Source organism: Ensifer sp. SL37, from assembly GCF_026672675.1.
GTDB lineage: Bacteria > Pseudomonadota > Alphaproteobacteria > Rhizobiales > Rhizobiaceae > Ensifer > Ensifer adhaerens.
In genome coordinates this window covers 1,262,342-1,280,259 of sequence record NZ_JAPPRN010000001.1, presented here as the reverse complement: position 1 = coordinate 1,280,259, position 17,918 = coordinate 1,262,342, and the positions used below count along the sequence as shown (strand labels likewise).

The window sequence follows — 17,918 nt, the reverse complement described above, 5'->3', positions numbered from 1 at the left end:
GAGAGCAATGACAAAACGGCCGCCCGGAGGCGGCCGTTTTTGGTCTTTTGTCTCAGACGCTTAGACGCTGAAGCGTATCGTCCAGCGCATCGAGGAAGCGGTCGCAATCCTCGGCGCTGAAGGGCGCCGGCGGCTTCACCTTCAGCACGTTGTGGTGCGGTCCCTCGCTGCTCAAGAGAATGCGGTGCTTGCGCTTCATCTCGGCAATGACGAAATCAAGCTCGCGCGCTGCCGGCTCCAGCGTCTCGCGGTCGCGCACCAGTTCGATGCCGTTGAAGAGGCCGTGGCCTCTGACATCACCGATGATCGCGTGTTTGCCGGCGAGCGTCCGCGCCCCGTCCATCAGCCTGTCACCGACGACGCGGCAATGGTTCATTAGCCGCTCGTCGCGGATGACATCGAGCACGGCAAGGCCGATCTCGGCCGAGACCGGATTGCCGCCGAAGGTGTTGAAATACTCCATGCCGTTGGCAAAGGAGGCGGCGATCGCTTCGGTCGTGACGACGGCCGCCATCGGGTGGCCGTTGCCTATTGGCTTGCCCATGGTGACGATGTCAGGCACGACGCCCTGGAGTTCATGCGCCCACATGTGGCTGCCCACGCGGCCGAAGCCCACCTGCACCTCGTCGGCGAGGCAGAGGCCGCCGGCGGCGCGCACATGCGCATAGGCTTCGCGCAGATACCTTTCCGGAAGCGACAATTGCCCACCGGTCCCAAGAATGCCTTCGCTGAAGAACAGCGCCGGGCGGCGACCATCGGCAGCAAGAGCCGCAACCTGGTTGCGCACATCCTCGGCATATTTCCGGCCCGCATCCGCGTCACCATAGCGATAGCGCCCGCGATAAAGGTCCGGCATCTCGGCGACCTTCACATGCAACGCCTGCCCTTCCCCGCCCTTGCCGGCGAACTTGTAGGGGCTGACGTCGATCAGGCTCGACAGGTGGCCGTGATAGGCGTGGTCGACGGTGATGATGTCGCGATTGCCGGTATAGGCGCGCGCCAGCCGGATCGCCAGGTCGTTCGCCTCGCTGCCGGAATTGACGAAGAAGCAGACGTTGAGCGGATCCGGAAACTGCGCGGCGAGCCTGCGGGAATATTCGACCAGCGAATCGTGCAGGTAGCGCGAATTGGTGTTCAGCCGCTGCATCTGCGCCTGTGCGGCCTTGACGACGCGCGGGTGGCAATGGCCGACGTGGCAGACATTGTTGACCATGTCGAGCCAGCGCGTGCCGTCCTCGTCGATCAGATACGCGCCTTCGCCACCGACGATCTTCAAGGGTGTCGCGCTATAGGCGATGCTCAGCGACCGACCAATGCGACGATGGCGTTCACGCACAAGAAAGGCCTTGTCGCGCGGGACGATCACAGAGACCGGCACCGAAAGGCCAAGCACGACGCTCGGGTCCGGGCTCACTTCGCGCCAGACCTGCCATTGATCGCGCACGCCGACGCCATGCATCTGTCCGGCGAGACCGAGATGATCGGTGACGATCTGGAAATGCAGATGCGGCGCCCAGTTGCCGTTTTCGTCAGCGGAACCGAAGGCGGCAAAAACCTCGCCCTTGGCGATCGCCTGCCCCTTGGCGAGCTTGGCAACGCTGTTGCGCGAAAGATGACTGTAGAGCGTCCAGAAGCGCAGACCGCCTTCGACCTCGTGCTCGAGAAGTACGGTCGGACCGAAACCAAAGGCAACCGCGTCGTCGTGTATGTAGGCGACCTTGCCGGCGAAGGGTGCCGAGACCGGCTCGCCCGCCGGCGCGAAGATGTCGACGCCGAGATGCACCGAGCGCCGCGCGCCTTCGATCGCGGTCTCATAGGCGTCGCCCTGGTAGATCCCGCGATCCTCGCCGTAGAGGCCGATGCCGAAGGCGGCGCCTTCGCTGGCGATCTGGGCCATGATGCGGGCTTCAGCTTCCGCCGCATCGAGGCTTGACCATCGCGCGGCCTCCGGGCCGGCGGCGGAGAAATCGAACACCGTCACCTTCGGTTTTTTGACCGAGGGCCGAACGATCGGCGCGAAGTCATGCGCGTTCTTTTCGAGCCAGCGAACCACGGCAGCGGCATGCGGGATCGGCGCGAAGCCGCAGGCATCGCGGATGCGCGCGATGGCGATTGCGCGGTTTTCGCCCTGCAGGCGATTGAGCTCGCGCCAGACATCCTCCTGGCTGACGAGCAGATAGGTATTCTCAGGATTGTCCCGGATCTGCTTTGCCGCCATGCACATGCTGACGGCGTAGCGGGTCTTGACCAGATCGAAGACCAGTTCGACTTCCGCCTCGCTTAGCAGATTGACCTGATGGTAGGCGCCGGCAAGGGCTGCAACCGTGCCGACCGGATCGGGAGACCCGATCAGCGCATAGGCAGAGGCGACGGCGATCTCGATCACGCGCCAGGTCTCGACCATATCACCGAAGTCGAGCAAGCCGCTGACAACGCCATCCTTGTCGAGCAGCACGTTGTAGTCGTTGGCGTCGTTGTGAATGACCTGCTTCGGGCAGGAGGCAAGACGCGGAAGGACCGTCGAAGAAAAGTGCTCGAGGATCGCCTGAACCGCTTCCCGCTTGTCGGCGCCGTCGATCAGTTCCACATGGCAAGCGTGCATGTCGGCGCGGCCGATGTCCCAGGCATAGAGCCGCTTGGCGCCCGCATGGGAGAAATCTTCGAGGCCGCGGTCAAGACCGGCGAGCAGGCGCCCGAGGCTTTCGGCGCTCGCCATGTGGCGAAGCGGCGCCTTCGCCCAGATATCGCCGGGCAGCCAGGCGAGCAGCCGTGCGGTGCGCGGGCCTCGAAGTTCGATCTTGCTGGTGACGCCACCCGAGCGATCGCGAAACGTCCGTGAGATCGGCAGCCCCGAATCCTTGGCGGCGATGTGTTCGAGCACCGCAATCTGCATCTCGAGTTCGTCCGCATCGCCGGCGGCGTGCAGCTTCAACAGATACTCCTGACCATCGGCAGCAGAGACACGATAGTTGAGATCGTGCTCGCCCGGCAGCGGCGAGAGGCTTGCCTCGATGCCGTAGGTCTCAATGAGCCAGATCCGGATCGTTGCCAGTTCCTGCTCGGTTCTCAAATCTCTGTCTGCCATTTCACTGTCCTGTCACCACGAAACCCGGCGCCCGTCATAGGCGCGGAAACTGCCGCTATCGGCCAAACCTGTGCCGTCGATGATCGCCTTCAGCCCGGCAGCACTTGTCGCCACCGAAACGACGGCTTCGCTGCCGCCCATATCCGTCTGCACCCAACCAGGATGCAGCGAGACGACGGAAATCCCGTCGCCCTTCAGATCTTGCGCCAGCTTGACCGTCGCCATGTTCAGGGCCGCCTTGGAGCAGCGATAGGCATAGTCGCCGTCATCATCGTCGAGCGTGCCTTCGGCAAGGGAGCCGGCGCGGCTGCTGATATTGGCGACGACGCGATGTTCGCCGGCGCGCAGGTTCGCAAGGAGCGCCCGCGTCACCAGCAGCGGCGCCAGCGCATTGACGCGCATAACGTCGAGAAAATCGCCCGGTTCAAGCGTCGCGAGGCCGCCGGTATCGCCGCGCACGGCCGCATTGTTGATCAGCAGATCGATCGCGACGCCCTCGATAGACTGTCCGAGAGCGTCGATGGAAGCGGGATCGGCAACGTCCAGCGCCAACCGATCCGCCGAACCTTCGCTTGAGGCCGGTCCCCGCTGGCAGGCGATCACCCGCCAGCCGTCTTCGGCGTAAAGCCGCGCGAGTTCTGCGCCGAGCCCGCGGGAGGCGCCCGTGATCAGAACCGTGCGGAGCCTAGCGGTGCTTGATGTCATATTTCCGCTCGATCATGTTGACGAGGCTGGCCGCCGCCAACGTCAGGAAGATGTAGAAGATCGCCGCCGAGTTATAGGGCGCGAACGGCAGGAAGCTTGCCGACTGGAACTCCCGCATGCGCTGGGTGATGTCGCGGATCGACAGGATCGACAGCAGCGACGTGTCCTTGAGGATCGCGATCAGTTCGTTGCCAAGCGGCGGGATGATGATGCGGAAAGCCTGCGGCAGCACGACGAGACGCGCCGTCTGCCAACGGTTGAGGCCGATGCTGCGCGCCGCTTCGACCTGGCCGACCGGGATCGCATTGATGCCCGAGCGGAAGATTTCGGCGAGATAGGCCGAATAGGCGAGTGCCATCGCGACGATGCCGCGCATCAGGTTTGGCGGGTCGAGCACCCCTTGCGTCGCGTCCTTCAACGCCCCGCTCAAGGGCAGGCCGACATAAAGCACGATCACCAGCATCGGAATGCCGCGGATCGTATCGACGATGAACTCCGAGCCGATCGCCAGAGGATGGCGCTGGTGCAGATAGCCGCCGAAAGTGAGAAGGCCAAGGATGATGGCAAGCACGGCGACGGTGACACCGGCGGCACGGTCGCGGTCGTTGAGCGCCTCGGTCTTCCACAGGACCGGCATGTCTGCCGGAGCGGAGGCAGCCGGCAGCAAGGCCCCGGAAACGCCCTCGCCCTTGGCAATCGACGCCAGCGCCTCGGTCGGGCCGACGAAGGTGCGGACCGGCGTTTCCGTCTGCGGCGCGCCGTCATACTGACCGAAACGCACGGCGCTGATGAGCCCCGCCGGCGTATTGGTGATGATGCCGACCTTGCCGTCCAGCGTGCCGGCGAGCACGTAGGTGTCGCGCGGCTGCATGAGGAACCAGCCGGCCGCAACGGCCAGCACCAGGGTGGCGATCGCAAAATAGAGGCTGGTCCTGACGGTTGAGTGCAGTTGCAACAGCCCGACCCAGACAAGGCCCATGAGCGCCGCCAGGATATAAGCTGCGATCGCCGCGCGGATGGTGGTCGCCACACCGGCCGCAAAGGCAATATGGGCGAAGAAGAAGACGAAGACGAGACCCGCACCGTTGACGAGGCCGATGATCCAGCGCGCGACACGGCGCGCCTTTCCGTCAGGAGGAGCATCGGGACGGCTGCTCACGAAATGAAGACCAAGACCAATCAGCGTGACCCCCAGATAGGCGGGAAACAGCCAGGCCTCGACGCCCTGCACCATGAGATCCGCAGCCTCGGTCAATTGCCGTGGTGTCACGCCCTTTGCGATCAATGTCGACTTGAACGGATCGACGCCATTGGCGACGACGGACGCGATGAAGGGATGGATATCGTGGCCGATGACGAGAACGGCGGCGGCAGCGAGATTGAGCAGCGCCGCCACATTGGCAAGGCGCGGACGCGGCGCCTTGGCGCGCGAGAATACGAGCACCGCGATGCCCGAAGTAAATGCGATCGCCAGCGCCAGAAAGCCAGGCACGAAGGCCGACGAACCGTTTTCGACACCGAGGATCGCCCGCAGCGAGCGCTGATAGTCGCCGGAGGAAATAAACAGGTAGATGATGAAGGGCAGCGCGGTCAGGATGATCAGATTGCTCGGACGCACGCTTCTCAGGAACGACATTCATTCCTCCGGGGGCATAGATTAGACAGACGGAGGACCCGGAGCATGCTCCGGGTCCGATCGGCGTTGAGAACTTACTTCAGGCCCCAATACTTGCTGATCAGCTGGTCGAGCGTGCCGTCGTCCTTGATCATCTTCAGGCCTTCGTTGAAAGCCGCAACATTCTCATCGCCCTTGCGGAAGACGAGGCCGAGCGGATCGGATTCGAGTTCCTTGATGGCAACGACGAGCTCGCCGGCAAACTCGCGCTCATAGGCAGCGGCATTGGCGCCGTTGATGACGACGCCGTCGACGTCCTTATTCTTGAGCGCGATGATCGCGGCGCTGAACGTGTCGTAAGCAGCGACGTTCTCCTTGCCGACGACGCTTTCAGCGACTTGGGCGTCCGTCGTGTTTGCCTGGGCGGAAAGCTTTCTGCCGGCGTCCTTGAAGGCGTCGAGTGTGATGCCCTGGTCGTCAGCGCGCATCAGCACAGCCTGGCTGTTGACGATGTAGGGATCGGAAAAGTCCATCGCCTTCTTGCGTTCCTCGGTGATCGAGACGCCCGAGGCGACGAGGTCGAAGCTGCCCTGGTCGAGGGCTGCGAAGATGCCGTCCCAGCCGGTCGTGATGAATTCGGCCTGGCAGTTGATCTTGGCGCAGACGGCATTGACCACGTCGACATCGAAACCGACCACCTGTCCGGTTGCCGGATCGATGCTCTCCATCGGCGGCGAGGTCGTGTCGGATCCGACCTTCAGCAGTTTGCCGCCGAGATCGGCGGCGTGGGACACGCTCGAAGCAAGGGCTGCTACAGCCAGGGCAATCATCAGTTTCTTCATGGTTCTCCTCCTTGGATGATTAACTTTGGATCAGGCGGCCACCGAGATTATCGGGCTGGCGCGCGATCAGTGTCGGCCTGAAGACCTGCCGCAACGCGTCAGGGTCCTCCCCCTCCATGCGGCGCAGCAGGAATTGCCCGAGCGTGCGACCGAGCACCTCGATCGGCTGATAGAAAGTCGTGATCGGCGGCGTGAAATAGGCGCTGACGTTGATGTCGTCATAGGCGATGACGTCAACATCGACGCCGACCTGGCGTCCGAGGCTGCCGAGCCCCGAGAGCACGCCGAGCGTGGTGGATTCGTTGATGCAGACGAAGGCGGTCGGAGCGTCGTCGAGCTGCAGGAAATCGATCACCGTCTGCCGGCCGAAATGGGTCGAGAGGTCGCCTTCGGCAATCAGATCCATCGGGGCTTCCAGGCCGGCCTCGCGAAACGCCCGGACGAAACCGTCGATCCTGTCGAGCGCGTAGGAAAGCCGCCGCTCCGGATTGACGAGCGCGATCCGCCGGTGGCCGCCGGCGATCAGCCGCGCGGTCGCCGCATGCGCTGCCCATTCGTTGTCGATGTCGACATGGGCATAGTTGAGATCCCCGCGGCAGCGCCCCATCGAGACGAACGGGAAATCCTCAGCGACGAGCAGATCGATGCGCGGGTCATCGGCGAGAATACCGGAGAAGATCAGGCCATCGGCAAGCCCCTGATCGACGATGCGGCGCGCCGCGTCCGCGCCATCGGCCGCGTCGCGGATCACGTGCACCGACATGCGGTAGTCGGTGCCATCGAGTGCCTGGCTGATGCCACTCAGGGTCTGGGTGTATTCGACGCCGTCCCATTCATAGTCGCGTGCCGCGGTCACCGGCATCAGTACGGCGGCCTGAAAGCTCTTGCCGGTGCGAAGCGCCATGCCGCGGGCGTTGGCCTGATAGCCGACCTCACGGGCTGCCTTGTAGATGATGTCTCTGGTCGCCGGCGCGACCACGGGAGATTCGCGCAAGGCCTTCGAGATCGTTGCGATGGAATAGCCCGTTATCTCGGCCAGGGTCTTGATCGTCGGCGTCGGCGTGCGCCGCGCCCTGTGCATCTCAGTCGCCATGCACCCTCCCAGGCCTCGACCTCTCCTGAACATAGAGGTAACAGCCAATAAAAACGTTTTCAAGGAAAATAAAAACGTTTTTATTTTCGCGTCGCAACAAGCCGCAGCGCGATACCGGACGCGCGCATCTACGTGCCTAGAACCATAGGGAGGTGATCTAAAGAGTGAATACGCCGCCCGTTAGTGAGCGGTGTAGGCGCCATCGACGAGATGAACGCTCCCGGTGATGAAACTCGCCTTCTCAGACAACAGGAAACAGATCAGGGCAGCAACCTCATCCGGCGTACCGAGACGACCCATCGGCTGCAGAGACATCATGCGCCTGTTTTTTGCCACGTCAGCATTTTCCGCCGAGAGCGGCGTGTCGATCCAACCAGGCGCCACGGCATTGATACGAATTCCCGTTCGGGCATATTCGATTGCAGCAGCCTTCGTCAGCCCAACCACTGCATGCTTGGCGGCCGTGTAGGCGGCTGCGGCCGGCAGAGCGACAGCGCCCAGAATGGAAGAGGTATTGACGATGGCACCCCCGCCCTGAGCGACCATGGCCGCGATCTCGTACTTCATACAATAGAAGACGCCGTGCAGGTTCACATTCATCAATGCGTGCCAGCCATCAACTGGATAGTCGGCGGTCGCCTTGCGGACCCCATCGACGCCGGCATTGTTGACCGCCAGATGCAGACCGCCGCAGGTCTTAACAGCGAAGGCAACCAGCTTTTCCACGGCGGCAGCGTCAGCAACATCGACGGCAACGTCGTGGGCTGCGCCCCCCTTCGCGCGAAGCTCCGCAACGATGTTGCGCGCGCCCTCAGGGTCGACGTCGGCAGCCACCACTTCTGCCCCCTCGGCAGCGAGTTGCCGACATACGGCTGCGCCAATTCCCGAACCCGCGCCAGTCACGAGCGCTACCTTGCCAGCGAAGCCTAAATTCATGCTGCCATTCCTAATTTACACGTTTCGATTATTCTGGCGCGCACGACATCGCAAGACATTTCATCAAATGCACTTCAGGGCCTCACCTTCCAGCCCCCTGCCGCAAAAACACACAGGAATCGTAAGAATTCCTGCCTGGATTCATGCGCCGTCCCCAGAACCCGCCCCTAGTTATACAATCCATTCCATGCATTACCCTGGTACAAGGCCCCACAAAATTGCGGTGCCATTTGCCTATCCTGTCGCCAATCCACGATTGATTTATTGGAACTTGGCCGAAGACCATTGTAATGCTAAAAGCGAGTCGGGGCGTACCATTTTTCTCAGCAGGTAAAGATGGACAATCACCGCATTACACGGAGATTTCTGCTCGCCGGAAGTCTTGGCCTGTTGGCCGGGTGCAGTTCGACCTGGCAAGGCGTTTCCTTCCCATCCCTTTACGGTGGCACGCCGGGCGTTGATCGCCGTTATCGAAAGCGGCACGTCCGGTACGAGGGCAACGAGCCGGCCGGGACAATCGTTGTCAACACCACGGAACGCTACCTCTATTCGGTCGAAAGTGGCGGATGGGCGATGCGCTACGGCATCGGCGTCGGCGAGGAAGGCCTGACCCTCAAGGGGCGGGCCGTCATCGGACGAAAGGCCGAGTGGCCATCCTGGACACCGACGGCAAGCATGATCCGACGCAAGCCGGAACTGGCGCAATACGCCGGCGGCGTTACAGGCGGCCCTCACAACCCCTTGGGGGCGTCAGCCCTATACCTCTATCGCAACGGCCAGGACACCAAGTTTCGCCTCCACGGCACGAATGCGCCCTGGACGATCGGGCAGGCCGTTTCCAATGGCTGCATCCGGCTTACGAACGATGATATTGTCGATCTCTACGCCCGCACGCCGATTGGAACTCAGGTATTGATCATTTGAACACTCACTCTATCTTACTGCGGTATTGGAGTAGGGCCCACATGACTTTGATACACTGTTTGAAGTTCGGTAACGATAAACCGACCAATGGGTGTGCTCTTTCCGCACTAGGCCGAATCGCGAATTGCTACTAATACTGTGAATGTTGCCTTCACATAACCATTCCGATAACAGAGGAAAGGAAATATAGATGAGCAGAATTCTAATCGTGACAGTTGCGTTGCTTTCCGTGGCCAGTCTTGCCGCTTGCGGAACGATCGGCAAAGGCAAAGGAAAGGCGCCGCCACCGGTAGCCGAAGAACCGGCGCCCGTTTACAAGTAGTTACCGACCTTAGTTCGGGGAGGACCTCACGGTCCTCCCCGCCCTGTCTGATCGTGGTCGGCCCGGCCACATATCGCGGCGCGTGGATCGAAACGCCACCTGGAGTGGCACATGCTCGCGCCCATCAGAACTCGGGAGAGATGACGCAATAATGACGCGTTCACGAGGTCGCATTTCATTCGCTGTCCTGGCCGCAATGGCGGTTACAGCGTGCCAATCGCAAGACAAGGCCCCGCAGCCACGATTTGTCTCAAGCTATGCGGGCACCACGTCACAACAGCGCGATCAGGGCTATTTCATCGAATTCCGCTCGCGTTATGCGCTCAGTTACGGCCACTCCTACGTGGTTTTTGGCCAGCTCAGCAAATCTGGAGCAATGATCAATCCGGAAGTCGCCGGCCTTGCCCCCGCGACGAACGATACAGCGCCCTATGTCATTGGTCACGTTTTGCCGGTTCCGGCCGAAACCGGCGCCAGCGACGGTGATCTGGAGGAACAATACAGGTCCGCGAGCTGGCGCGTCATGTTGACGGAGGCGGAATATCGCGACGTCGTCGCCAAGATCCGAAAGCTCAAGGCCGAAGCAAAGTTCTGGCAGGCGTCAGTCTATAACTGCAACGCGTTCGTCGCCGACATCGCGCGCTCCATGGGCTACAAGACACCTGGTATCTGGCTCAGGCCACAGCAGTTCATCACGAGGCTGCGCGAGATGAACGGCGGCTAGGCTGAAGCGACGCACGGCACTCCTCCAGACGGTCAACACGGATCGATTGCGCCAGAACGGGCTGCCACCGACTTCCTTGGCTGCTGATCATGGCTACCGTTGGCCGCTGACGCTTCGACACCTTGTCAGGTCCAGGCGGCACGTGGCAGTCTCACCTGCGTTTGCCGTTTCGGTGACCGAATCCTGCAGCAAAAAAGCTTGGATGATACAACGTGAACATGTCTATCGCTTCCATCGGCGAAATCGTCTGGGTCGTGGGCATAATTGCCTGGTATGTGGTGCGTTACCCGTTCGAACGCCGTGCAAAGCGTGTGCGGGTGATGAGCAACCGACGATCGACGACCGATACGATTGGCCTTGCTGCTGCTTCGCTGGGCCTTGCGATTGTGCCCGCGCTTTATGTTGCGACAGGAATCCCGCGATTTGCCGACTATGGCGCCCATCTATGGCTGGTCGGACTTGGGGCGCTTGTCTTCGCCGCAGCGCTCTGGACCTTCCGTCGAACGCACAAGGAACTCGGCCGCAACTGGTCCATCTCGCTGGAAATCCGCGAAAAACACAAGCTGATTAGTACAGGCCCTTACGCCGCCGTCCGGCACCCGATGTATACGAGCTTCCTGCTTATGGGGATCGGTCAGATGCTGTTGCTGTCGAACTGGGTGGTTGGACTTGCAGGGCTTCTTGGATTCGCTGTTCTTTTCTTCCTGCGTGTGGGCAAGGAGGAGCGCCTGATGCTGGAATTCTTCGGGCCCGAATATCGCGCTTACATGGACAGGACGAAGCGAATTATACCCTATATCTACTAGAGGTGGCACTATGCGCGGCCGACCGATCAAGCTTTCCGCCGCACGACGCCTCGTCGGCGATCTGATGCGATTTTCCATCGGCGTGCCTCGGGTCACGGTGCAGCGGCAGATGGACATCAGCGCGTTGCACAAAGCCCGGGCAAGCCGCTCGGACCGGCCCTCGTGGATGGTGTTGTTTCTCAAGGGCTACGGGTTACTCTCGCAGGAGACACCTGATTTCCGCCGGGCCTATGTCAAGCTTCCGAGACCGCAACTCTATGAGTACCCCGGAAGCATCGCGTCCGTGGCGCACGAGCGCGAGTACGAAGGCGAGCGGGTCGTTCTTCTCAGCACGATCAAGCAACCCGAGAGGCGGTCCCTTGCCGAATTGAGCGCCCTGCTCCAGGAGGCCCGGTCCCGCCCCGTGCTCGAGATCAGGGAATTCCGGCGGGCGTTGAAGATTGCACGCCTGCCCGCGCCGTTGCGGCGGCTGCTGATGTGGCTCAGCCTGAACATGGGGCGCCAGCGCGGCCACCGCTTCGGCACCTTCCAATTGTCGGTCTATTCCGGCCTGGGTGCGGAGTCGCTCAATCCGCTGACGCCTTTGACGACCATCTTCAACTATGGGCCGATCGGTGACGACGGATCGGTCACGGTCAGGATCCACTATGACCACCGTGTCATGGACGGCGCCAATGTCGCGCGAGCCCTGGCTCGTTTCGAGGAAATATTGAACGGCGAAATCGCCGACGAGGTGGCAGAGCTTTCCGAACTCGACCAGCCGCCAATCGCTACGCCGGAGCCATCGGCATGACATCGCAGCAGTCACCACGACCCGCCATTGTCGTTATCGGAGCGTCCCGGGGCATAGGCAGGGCAATTGCAGAGCTTGCCGCACGAGACGGCGCGCCGGTCGTTCTGGTCGCGCGATCCATCGAAAGCTTGCACGTCGTGCAAGCCGCGATCGAACAGGCGGGCGGCGAGGCATTCTCCCAGCCGGTCGATCTTGCCGCGCCCGATGCCACGCGCATTCTCGACGAATTTCTTTCGCGCGAAGGCCTCGTCTGCGACGTTCTTGTCAACAGTGCCGGCTATGGCCTGCGGGGCGCGGCGACCGCTTTGCCGATTGCCGACCAGATTGGTATGATCGACGTCAATGTGCGTGCGCTTGCGGCCCTGACTTTGCACCTGTTGCCGGGCATGGTCGCGCGCGGCCGCGGCGGCGTCATCAATCTAGCCTCGGTCGCGAGTTTTACGCCCGGCCCGTACATGGCAATGTATTATGCGAGCAAAGCCTTCGTTCGTTCGTTCTCCGAGGCGCTATACCAGGAGACGCGAAGGACGGGCGTAACCGTGACCTGCGTTGCGCCGGGACCGGTATCGACCGAGTTCCTCGAAAAATCCGGCGCCAACAGGGCTGCCTTGTTCAAAGCGCTCCCGAAAGCCACTCCGGAATACGTGGCAAGAAGTGCCTGGCACGGCTTCAAGGCCCGGCGGCGGCTGGTCATTCCCGGCATTTCCGCCAGGCTGGCAATCCTGATGGCGGGCCTCCTTCCCTCCGCAACGCTCTTGCCGCTTGTTGGTCGTCTGCAACTGCGCGGCAACGACCCCTGCCCCTGCGGATCTGGCAAGCAACTGAAGCACTGCTGCCGCGCAGGCCACGCCAAAGGCGGAACGGCCCCGGCGTGATCCGGCTCCGCAGCCTGCTTCTCGTCACGTCCTTCGCCAAAGGGCGCAGGGAACGGACTTCGATCGATGGCCACGATCAGTGGGCTGCGGCGCCAGCGGAGAGGAAATTTGCCTCCCACTCACTTTCCGGAATTTCGTCACCAACCTGAAACTCAAATGCGGCGACGCTTTTGATATCCGGCGCCACGGCGCAGCCAAACTTGATATTGAACCAGCGACCCTTGCTGCGAAAGGCGGCGCCATCCGCACGGAGGTTCCGCCCAGCCAAAACGATATCCGACGTGGCGTAGGCGACGAGCAGGTCGGGGGTAAAGTCAACGCGCCAGCGATGAACCTGCTCCATCGCCTCGAGATTGCAGAGCTGGACAATCTGTTCATCGGCGGCGAGCTGTGACAGCCCTTCCAGCGCCTGTCTGCTGCGTGGATCAGCCAGTATCGCCGCCGAGAAGAACCGCTTCGCTTGCACCATCGGCTGGGCAGCTGGCGGCAGCGTGGCTGTTTCCGCGGCAGGCGCCGTCTCCGGGACGGAATGCGCGACGGGCGGCGCATCTTGCGGTCCGAGCACGGGCTGCACCACCTCAGGGCGTGGGAGCGGCAATTCCAGTATCTGAACGGCGATCCCCTCGTCCGGGCTCGGAACAGGTGGCCGCGGTGACGGGAGGAGGAAAAGCGCCAACACGACGAGCGCATGAAGGATGAGAGCAAGCGTCAGGCTTGGCCAGATCGGTGTCTCATTGCGACGATGCTTTACTGCTTGCACCGATCAGATCATCCCATGCGCGACATTAGGGCCGGAAGGGTCACGACCGCTCCTGGTGCAGGCGACACTACCAGCAACTTGAAGATAGAAAAGCCGCCGCCAACAACCTGTCAGCGACGGCTCGAAATCCTGGCCTGGGGCTACGCCCGGTATCAATCCATGTCGTCGTTGTCGGGCGAGCTCATATGGTCGCGGTTGCCGTAGATGATCTCGCGCTTGCCGACGTGGTTCGCCGACCCGACGAGGCCTTCCTTTTCCATGCGCTCGACCAGCGAGGCCGCACGGTTGTAGCCGACGCCAAGGCGGCGCTGGATGTAGGAGGTCGAGCACTTCTTGTCGCGCAGGACCACCTTGACGGCCTGGTCGTAGAGTTCGTTGCCGTCTTCCGACGCAAGCGCGCTCTTGTCGAAGACCGGGGTCTCTTCCTGCGGCTCTTCTTCCTCTTCTTCCGCCGTGACGGTGTCGAGATATTCCGGGCGTCCCTGCGTCTTCAGATGTGCGACGACGTGTTCAACCTCAAGATCCGAAACGAACGGGCCATGGACACGGGCGATACGTCCGCCGCCCTGCATGTGCAGCATGTCGCCCTGGCCGAGCAGCTGCTCGGCCCCCTGCTCGCCAAGGATCGTGCGGCTGTCGATCTTCGACGTCACCTGGAACGAGATGCGGGTCGGGAAGTTCGCCTTGATCGTGCCGGTGATGACATCGACCGAAGGACGCTGCGTCGCCATGATCAGGTGGATACCGGCAGCACGCGCCATCTGCGCCAGCCGCTGGATCGCGCCTTCGATTTCCTTGCCGGCGACCATCATCAGGTCGGCCATCTCGTCGACGATGACGACGATGTAAGGCATCGGCGCCAGGTCCATTTCCTGCTGTTCGAACAGCGGCTCGCCGGTGCCCTTTTCGAAACCGGTCTGCACCGTGCACATCACCGGTTCGCCCTTTTCACGGGCAGCGGCGGCGCGCTGGTTGTAGCCGTCGATATTGCGCACACCGAGCCGCGACATCTTGCGGTAGCGGTCTTCCATCTCGCGAACGGCCCACTTCAGCGCCATGACCGCCTTCTTGGGGTCGGTAACGACGGGGGTGAGCAGATGCGGGATGCCGTCATAGACGGAGAGTTCGAGCATCTTCGGATCGACCATGATCAGGCGGCACTGATCCGGGCTCAACCGATAGAGCAGCGACAGGATCATGGTGTTGATCGCGACCGACTTGCCCGAGCCGGTGGTGCCGGCGACGAGCAGATGCGGCATCTTCGCAAGCTCTGCGATGACAGGCTCGCCGCCGATCGTCTTGCCCAGGCAAAGCGCCAGCTTGTAGCCGGTCTTGCGGAAATCGACAGATTCGATCAGCTCGCGGAAATAGACGGTCTCGCGGGTGGCATTCGGCAGTTCGATACCGATGACGTTGCGGCCGGGCACGACCGCGACGCGGGCCGAAAGCGCCGACATGGAGCGGGCGATATCGTCGGCAAGGTTGATGACGCGCGACGATTTCACACCGGGCGCCGGCTCGAATTCATAGAGCGTGACGACCGGGCCGGGGCGAACATGGATGATTTCACCCTTGACGCCGAAATCTTCGAGCACGCTTTCAAGCAGGCCGGCATTCTGTTCCAGCTGCTCCTGCGTCATGAAGAAGCCCTGACCGACGGGCGCTTCCTGCAGCAGTTCCTCGGATGGGAACTCGTAGCCGTCGGCGCTCGGCGCGCGGTCGGTCGAGCCGATCGCCGGCATGTTGCTGGGCGCGCGGGTGACCTGCGCCGGCATGGTGATGGCCGCCTTCGTGGCAACCGGCGCCGGCTGTTCGATTTCGACCGGTTCGGCGTCAATGATTTCAGCGGCGGCTACAGTCACCGGTTCTTCAGCCGCGGCAACGGGTGCCGGCGCAGCGTCGGCAACGGCCTCAGCGGCGGCGGGCGGTTGCTGGGCTGGCACATCCTCCGGCTTTGCGCCGCGGACATCGACAACACGGAACAGCGAAGTGATCGCCGTCGGCGGCATACGGCGGATTTCAACCGGGCGCACGGGCGCTGGCGGCGTGACCGCAATAGGCGCAACGGCGACGGGAGCGATGGCGGGCGTCATCGCAACCGGGGCTGGCGTCTCGACAAAGGGCTTCGGATGGGTGGCTTCCGTGCCGGCAACCTCAGCATCGTCGGCCGGGCCGAATTCGAAGAAGGCGAAATCCGACAGGAAGACAGAATGCGCAGCGCCCTGATCGACGGAAGCGTCGCCTGCCTGAGCGGGCGCGGGTTGGACTTCGGCGACCGGCGCGGAAACGGCGATCTGCGTCGTCAGAACGGGCGCAAGGGCTACGCCCTCGTCGGCCGGAGCTTCGACACGCGCGAGCATGGCCGGCTCGATCGTGTTTTGCGCGGCGGTCCAAGTGGGCAACTGGTTGGTCAGCATGCGCAACAGTTCGGACGGGCTGTAGGACGGCAGCGCGACCTCGGCCAACGGCGCCTCGTCAGCAGCAACGGCCGAAGCTTCCGTCTGTACCGGCTCGACCGTGGCCGTCGCGACGGTCTCAACGGTTTCCACCAAGACCGGAGCAGGCTCCGCCGCCACCGCGACGATCGCCTCTTCGACTTCGGTTGCCGTTTCGCCTTCTTCGACCTGCGGCGCGCGTCGCTTCATGAATTCGCGCTCGGGCGTGCGGGTGAAGCGCACGTTCGGCGCCAGGAAGAAATGGCTCTCCCAGGTGGAATCGCCGTAGTGGCCGGCAATCTCCGAAAGGGTCGGCAAGGGTTCGCTCATCGTCGACGTCACCTGTGCAGGAGCGTAGGCGGAACCCTGCCCATAGAGGCGGGTCGCACGGCTCGTGGTTTCAGCCTGCTGGTTCGCCGGCCGGCGAGGCGCCGCCGGCGCCTCGTACAACTGATAGGGGTCGGCGGGTTCCGCCTCATGGGTGGGCATACCGCTCAACGCATCATCCTGCGGACCATCGAAATAATCCGCCTCGTTTGCATCATGCAAAGCAGCCTGTGAGAAGTTTGTCCTGGGAATACGCATGGGTCCTGGAAGAGCTAGAGACATCGCCGCGGGGCCTTCTAAGCGATAGGAAATGAAGGTTAACAAGTCCCTTCCAACGCCCCGTTTCGAACCGGGATCCGTGGTCGATTGCTGCCTTTCTGTGGGCTCCATGCAACGGCAATGCCCGACGCCCCAAGGCCGCCGCGACATCCCGTCGCCGGCCTCACACGGCCGAAAATATTTCTTGGATGGGGGCGACAGCGGCGATCGCACGGGGATGCTCGCGGCGGCCTACCATCGGCTCCGCCGGGAAAACGAATCGGGCCTGCGTGAGAGCGTCACGCAGGCCCGATTGGAACTTTCAGAAGGGCAGACTTCGTTCAGCCTTCGCGGCCCGCCGCGAACACCGCATGCTGCTTGGCAAGCAGTTCGACGACCTCGTCGATGAAGGCTGGATCGACATCGACTGAGAACTCGATGCGGGCATTCTTGCCGTCGCGCTTGAGCTTGGCAAAGGCGCGTCCGCCGGCGTCGACCAGCGTCTCCGGCTTGGCCGCTGCGTCCGGCTTCGGTTTGCGCGACAGGCGCGCGAAGACGATCTGGAACCGCTGGTCGCTTTCGGCTTCGAGGAAGCGGCGCGAGCGGCACTCCTCCTGCGCCAGTTCGACGGTCACCATATCCTCAAGCAGCGCGCCGAAGGCCATCCAGCGTTCGCGGCCGACCTTCGGTGCCGGGCCGATCGCGCGGGCAATCGCCGGCGGCACGCCTTCGGCCACCTGCAGGAGGCGCGACAGCTCGCTCTTCTGCACGGCGAGCGCCTCGCCGATCACCTTGCGGTCGAAGCCGCGGTCGGCGAGCGCCGACGCAAACATGGCACGCTCGATGAAGGACAGGTTGCGCCGCTCGGCGTTTTCCTTGCCCTGCGCCAGCACCAGCTCGTCGTCGGTCAGCGGCCGGACGATGGCCTTGACCTTGATGCCGAGGCTGCGCACGGCATTGAGACGACGATGGCCGTAGGCGGTCTGGTAGCGGCCTTGCTTCTGCGGGTGCGGGCGCACGAGGATCGGCGACTGCTGGCCGCTGTCGCGGATACTGTCGGCGAGCGCCAGGAATTCCGGATCGTCGGTCTCGCCGTCGGTCAGGCGGTCGCCGACGAAAGACGCATCGATCAGCTCCGGATCAAGCTCGACGACGCGCTCGCCCTGATGCAGGGCTTCGCGCAGCGCGCGGGCCTCTTCCGCCTCGCGGGTGATACTCCCAAGCGAAAGCCCCATGGCCTTGATCGCGCCGGAGGCCGCCCGCGGCACGTCGGCCTGGGCGGCGGGGACCACGACTGGCTTTGCCGGCTGCACGCTTGGTGCGGCGGGCGCCTTGTCATCCGCTTCCGCGGCAGGCGCCGCCGGGGCGACATTGCCGGAAAAGAGTGCGCGCAGTTCGTTCTTGCGGTTGCCAGCCAT

The 17,918-nt window shown here is 62.8% G+C and carries 15 protein-coding genes; 6 read left to right on the top strand and 9 right to left on the bottom strand.

Going from position 1 to position 17,918, the window contains the following annotated elements; translation table 11 throughout:
- Positions 1-52: 52 nt before the first annotated feature.
- The 6 genes from OVA00_RS05765 to OVA00_RS05740 form a co-directional block, all read right to left on the bottom strand.
- The gene (locus tag OVA00_RS05765; protein ID WP_268088331.1) at positions 53-3,085 is read right to left on the bottom strand and encodes an aminotransferase class III-fold pyridoxal phosphate-dependent enzyme; all 3,033 of its coding nucleotides are present in this window, start codon (positions 3,083-3,085) and stop codon (positions 53-55) included.
- Positions 3,086-3,097: 12 nt separating this feature from the next.
- Entirely contained in the window at positions 3,098-3,790 is a 693-nt protein-coding gene (locus OVA00_RS05760; protein WP_089042824.1) for an SDR family oxidoreductase, read from the bottom strand.
- Positions 3,771-5,426, bottom strand: coding sequence for an amino acid ABC transporter permease (locus OVA00_RS05755; protein ID WP_268088330.1), 1,656 nt, complete (start codon positions 5,424-5,426; stop codon positions 3,771-3,773). The genes OVA00_RS05760 and OVA00_RS05755 overlap by 20 nt, the downstream gene beginning before the upstream one ends.
- Positions 5,427-5,500: 74 nt before the next feature.
- The gene (locus OVA00_RS05750) at positions 5,501-6,247 is read right to left on the bottom strand and encodes a transporter substrate-binding domain-containing protein (protein WP_089042826.1); all 747 of its coding nucleotides are present in this window, start codon (positions 6,245-6,247) and stop codon (positions 5,501-5,503) included.
- A 19-nt stretch (positions 6,248-6,266) separates the two neighbouring features.
- A complete protein-coding gene (locus OVA00_RS05745) occupies positions 6,267-7,340 on the bottom strand; it encodes a LacI family DNA-binding transcriptional regulator (RefSeq protein WP_268088329.1) in 1,074 nt (357 codons plus the stop codon).
- A gap of 180 nt (positions 7,341-7,520) precedes the next feature.
- Positions 7,521-8,276, bottom strand: coding sequence for an SDR family NAD(P)-dependent oxidoreductase (locus OVA00_RS05740; protein WP_268088327.1), 756 nt, complete (start codon positions 8,274-8,276; stop codon positions 7,521-7,523).
- Between the two features lie 336 nt (positions 8,277-8,612).
- On the opposite strand from OVA00_RS05740, the gene OVA00_RS05735 reads away from it, so the two are divergent.
- The 6 genes from OVA00_RS05735 (at position 8,613) to OVA00_RS05710 (ending at position 12,720) form a co-directional block, all read left to right on the top strand.
- Positions 8,613-9,200, top strand: coding sequence for a L,D-transpeptidase (locus tag OVA00_RS05735; protein ID WP_268088326.1), 588 nt, complete (start codon positions 8,613-8,615; stop codon positions 9,198-9,200).
- 190 nt (positions 9,201-9,390) lie between these two features.
- On the top strand, positions 9,391-9,522 hold the full coding sequence (locus OVA00_RS05730; RefSeq protein ID WP_077963089.1) for an ABC transporter: 132 nt from the start codon (positions 9,391-9,393) through the stop codon (positions 9,520-9,522).
- Between the two features lie 151 nt (positions 9,523-9,673).
- On the top strand, positions 9,674-10,246 hold the full coding sequence (locus tag OVA00_RS05725) for a hypothetical protein (protein WP_268088325.1): 573 nt from the start codon (positions 9,674-9,676) through the stop codon (positions 10,244-10,246).
- Between the two features lie 218 nt (positions 10,247-10,464).
- Complete coding sequence (locus tag OVA00_RS05720) at positions 10,465-11,052, top strand: protein-S-isoprenylcysteine O-methyltransferase (RefSeq protein WP_268088324.1); 588 nt, start codon at positions 10,465-10,467, stop codon at positions 11,050-11,052.
- Between the two features lie 10 nt (positions 11,053-11,062).
- Positions 11,063-11,845 carry a hypothetical protein gene (locus OVA00_RS05715; RefSeq protein WP_268088323.1) on the top strand — a complete coding sequence of 261 codons (783 nt, stop codon included), beginning with the start codon at positions 11,063-11,065 and terminating at the stop codon, positions 11,843-11,845.
- Positions 11,842-12,720 carry an SDR family NAD(P)-dependent oxidoreductase gene (locus tag OVA00_RS05710; RefSeq protein WP_268088322.1) on the top strand — a complete coding sequence of 293 codons (879 nt, stop codon included), beginning with the start codon at positions 11,842-11,844 and terminating at the stop codon, positions 12,718-12,720. The genes OVA00_RS05715 and OVA00_RS05710 overlap by 4 nt, the downstream gene beginning before the upstream one ends.
- Positions 12,721-12,796: 76 nt before the next feature.
- Here OVA00_RS05710 and OVA00_RS05705 read toward each other — a convergent pair whose 3' ends face one another.
- From OVA00_RS05705 to repB, 3 genes are all read right to left on the bottom strand, one after another.
- A complete protein-coding gene (locus OVA00_RS05705; RefSeq protein WP_226020774.1) occupies positions 12,797-13,480 on the bottom strand; it encodes a DUF930 domain-containing protein in 684 nt (227 codons plus the stop codon).
- Between the two features lie 152 nt (positions 13,481-13,632).
- The gene (locus tag OVA00_RS05700) at positions 13,633-16,500 is read right to left on the bottom strand and encodes a DNA translocase FtsK (RefSeq protein ID WP_268088321.1); all 2,868 of its coding nucleotides are present in this window, start codon (positions 16,498-16,500) and stop codon (positions 13,633-13,635) included.
- Between the two features lie 341 nt (positions 16,501-16,841).
- A complete protein-coding gene (gene repB, locus OVA00_RS05695; protein WP_060530447.1) occupies positions 16,842-17,918 on the bottom strand; it encodes a plasmid partitioning protein RepB in 1,077 nt (358 codons plus the stop codon).

Excerpts from the sequence above, each read along its gene's own strand:
- OVA00_RS05725 (WP_268088325.1), top strand. The coding sequence starts at position 9,674 with ATGACGCGTTCACGAGGTCGCATTTCATTCGCTGTCCTGGCCGCAATG.
- OVA00_RS05715 (WP_268088323.1), top strand. The coding sequence starts at position 11,063 with ATGCGCGGCCGACCGATCAAGCTTTCCGCCGCACGACGCCTCGTCGGC.
- repB (WP_060530447.1), bottom strand. The coding sequence starts at position 17,918 with ATGGCTGGCAACCGCAAGAACGAACTGCGCGCACTCTTTTCCGGCAAT.
- OVA00_RS05760 (WP_089042824.1), bottom strand. The coding sequence starts at position 3,790 with ATGACATCAAGCACCGCTAGGCTCCGCACGGTTCTGATCACGGGCGCC.
- OVA00_RS05745 (WP_268088329.1), bottom strand. The coding sequence starts at position 7,340 with ATGGCGACTGAGATGCACAGGGCGCGGCGCACGCCGACGCCGACGATC.
- OVA00_RS05765 (WP_268088331.1), bottom strand. The coding sequence starts at position 3,085 with ATGGCAGACAGAGATTTGAGAACCGAGCAGGAACTGGCAACGATCCGG.
- OVA00_RS05735 (WP_268088326.1), top strand. The coding sequence starts at position 8,613 with ATGGACAATCACCGCATTACACGGAGATTTCTGCTCGCCGGAAGTCTT.
- OVA00_RS05720 (WP_268088324.1), top strand. The coding sequence starts at position 10,465 with ATGTCTATCGCTTCCATCGGCGAAATCGTCTGGGTCGTGGGCATAATT.
- OVA00_RS05755 (WP_268088330.1), bottom strand. The coding sequence starts at position 5,426 with ATGTCGTTCCTGAGAAGCGTGCGTCCGAGCAATCTGATCATCCTGACC.
- OVA00_RS05710 (WP_268088322.1), top strand. The coding sequence starts at position 11,842 with ATGACATCGCAGCAGTCACCACGACCCGCCATTGTCGTTATCGGAGCG.
- OVA00_RS05730 (WP_077963089.1), top strand. The coding sequence starts at position 9,391 with ATGAGCAGAATTCTAATCGTGACAGTTGCGTTGCTTTCCGTGGCCAGT.
- OVA00_RS05700 (WP_268088321.1), bottom strand. The coding sequence starts at position 16,500 with ATGCGTATTCCCAGGACAAACTTCTCACAGGCTGCTTTGCATGATGCA.
- OVA00_RS05740 (WP_268088327.1), bottom strand. The coding sequence starts at position 8,276 with ATGAATTTAGGCTTCGCTGGCAAGGTAGCGCTCGTGACTGGCGCGGGT.
- OVA00_RS05750 (WP_089042826.1), bottom strand. The coding sequence starts at position 6,247 with ATGAAGAAACTGATGATTGCCCTGGCTGTAGCAGCCCTTGCTTCGAGC.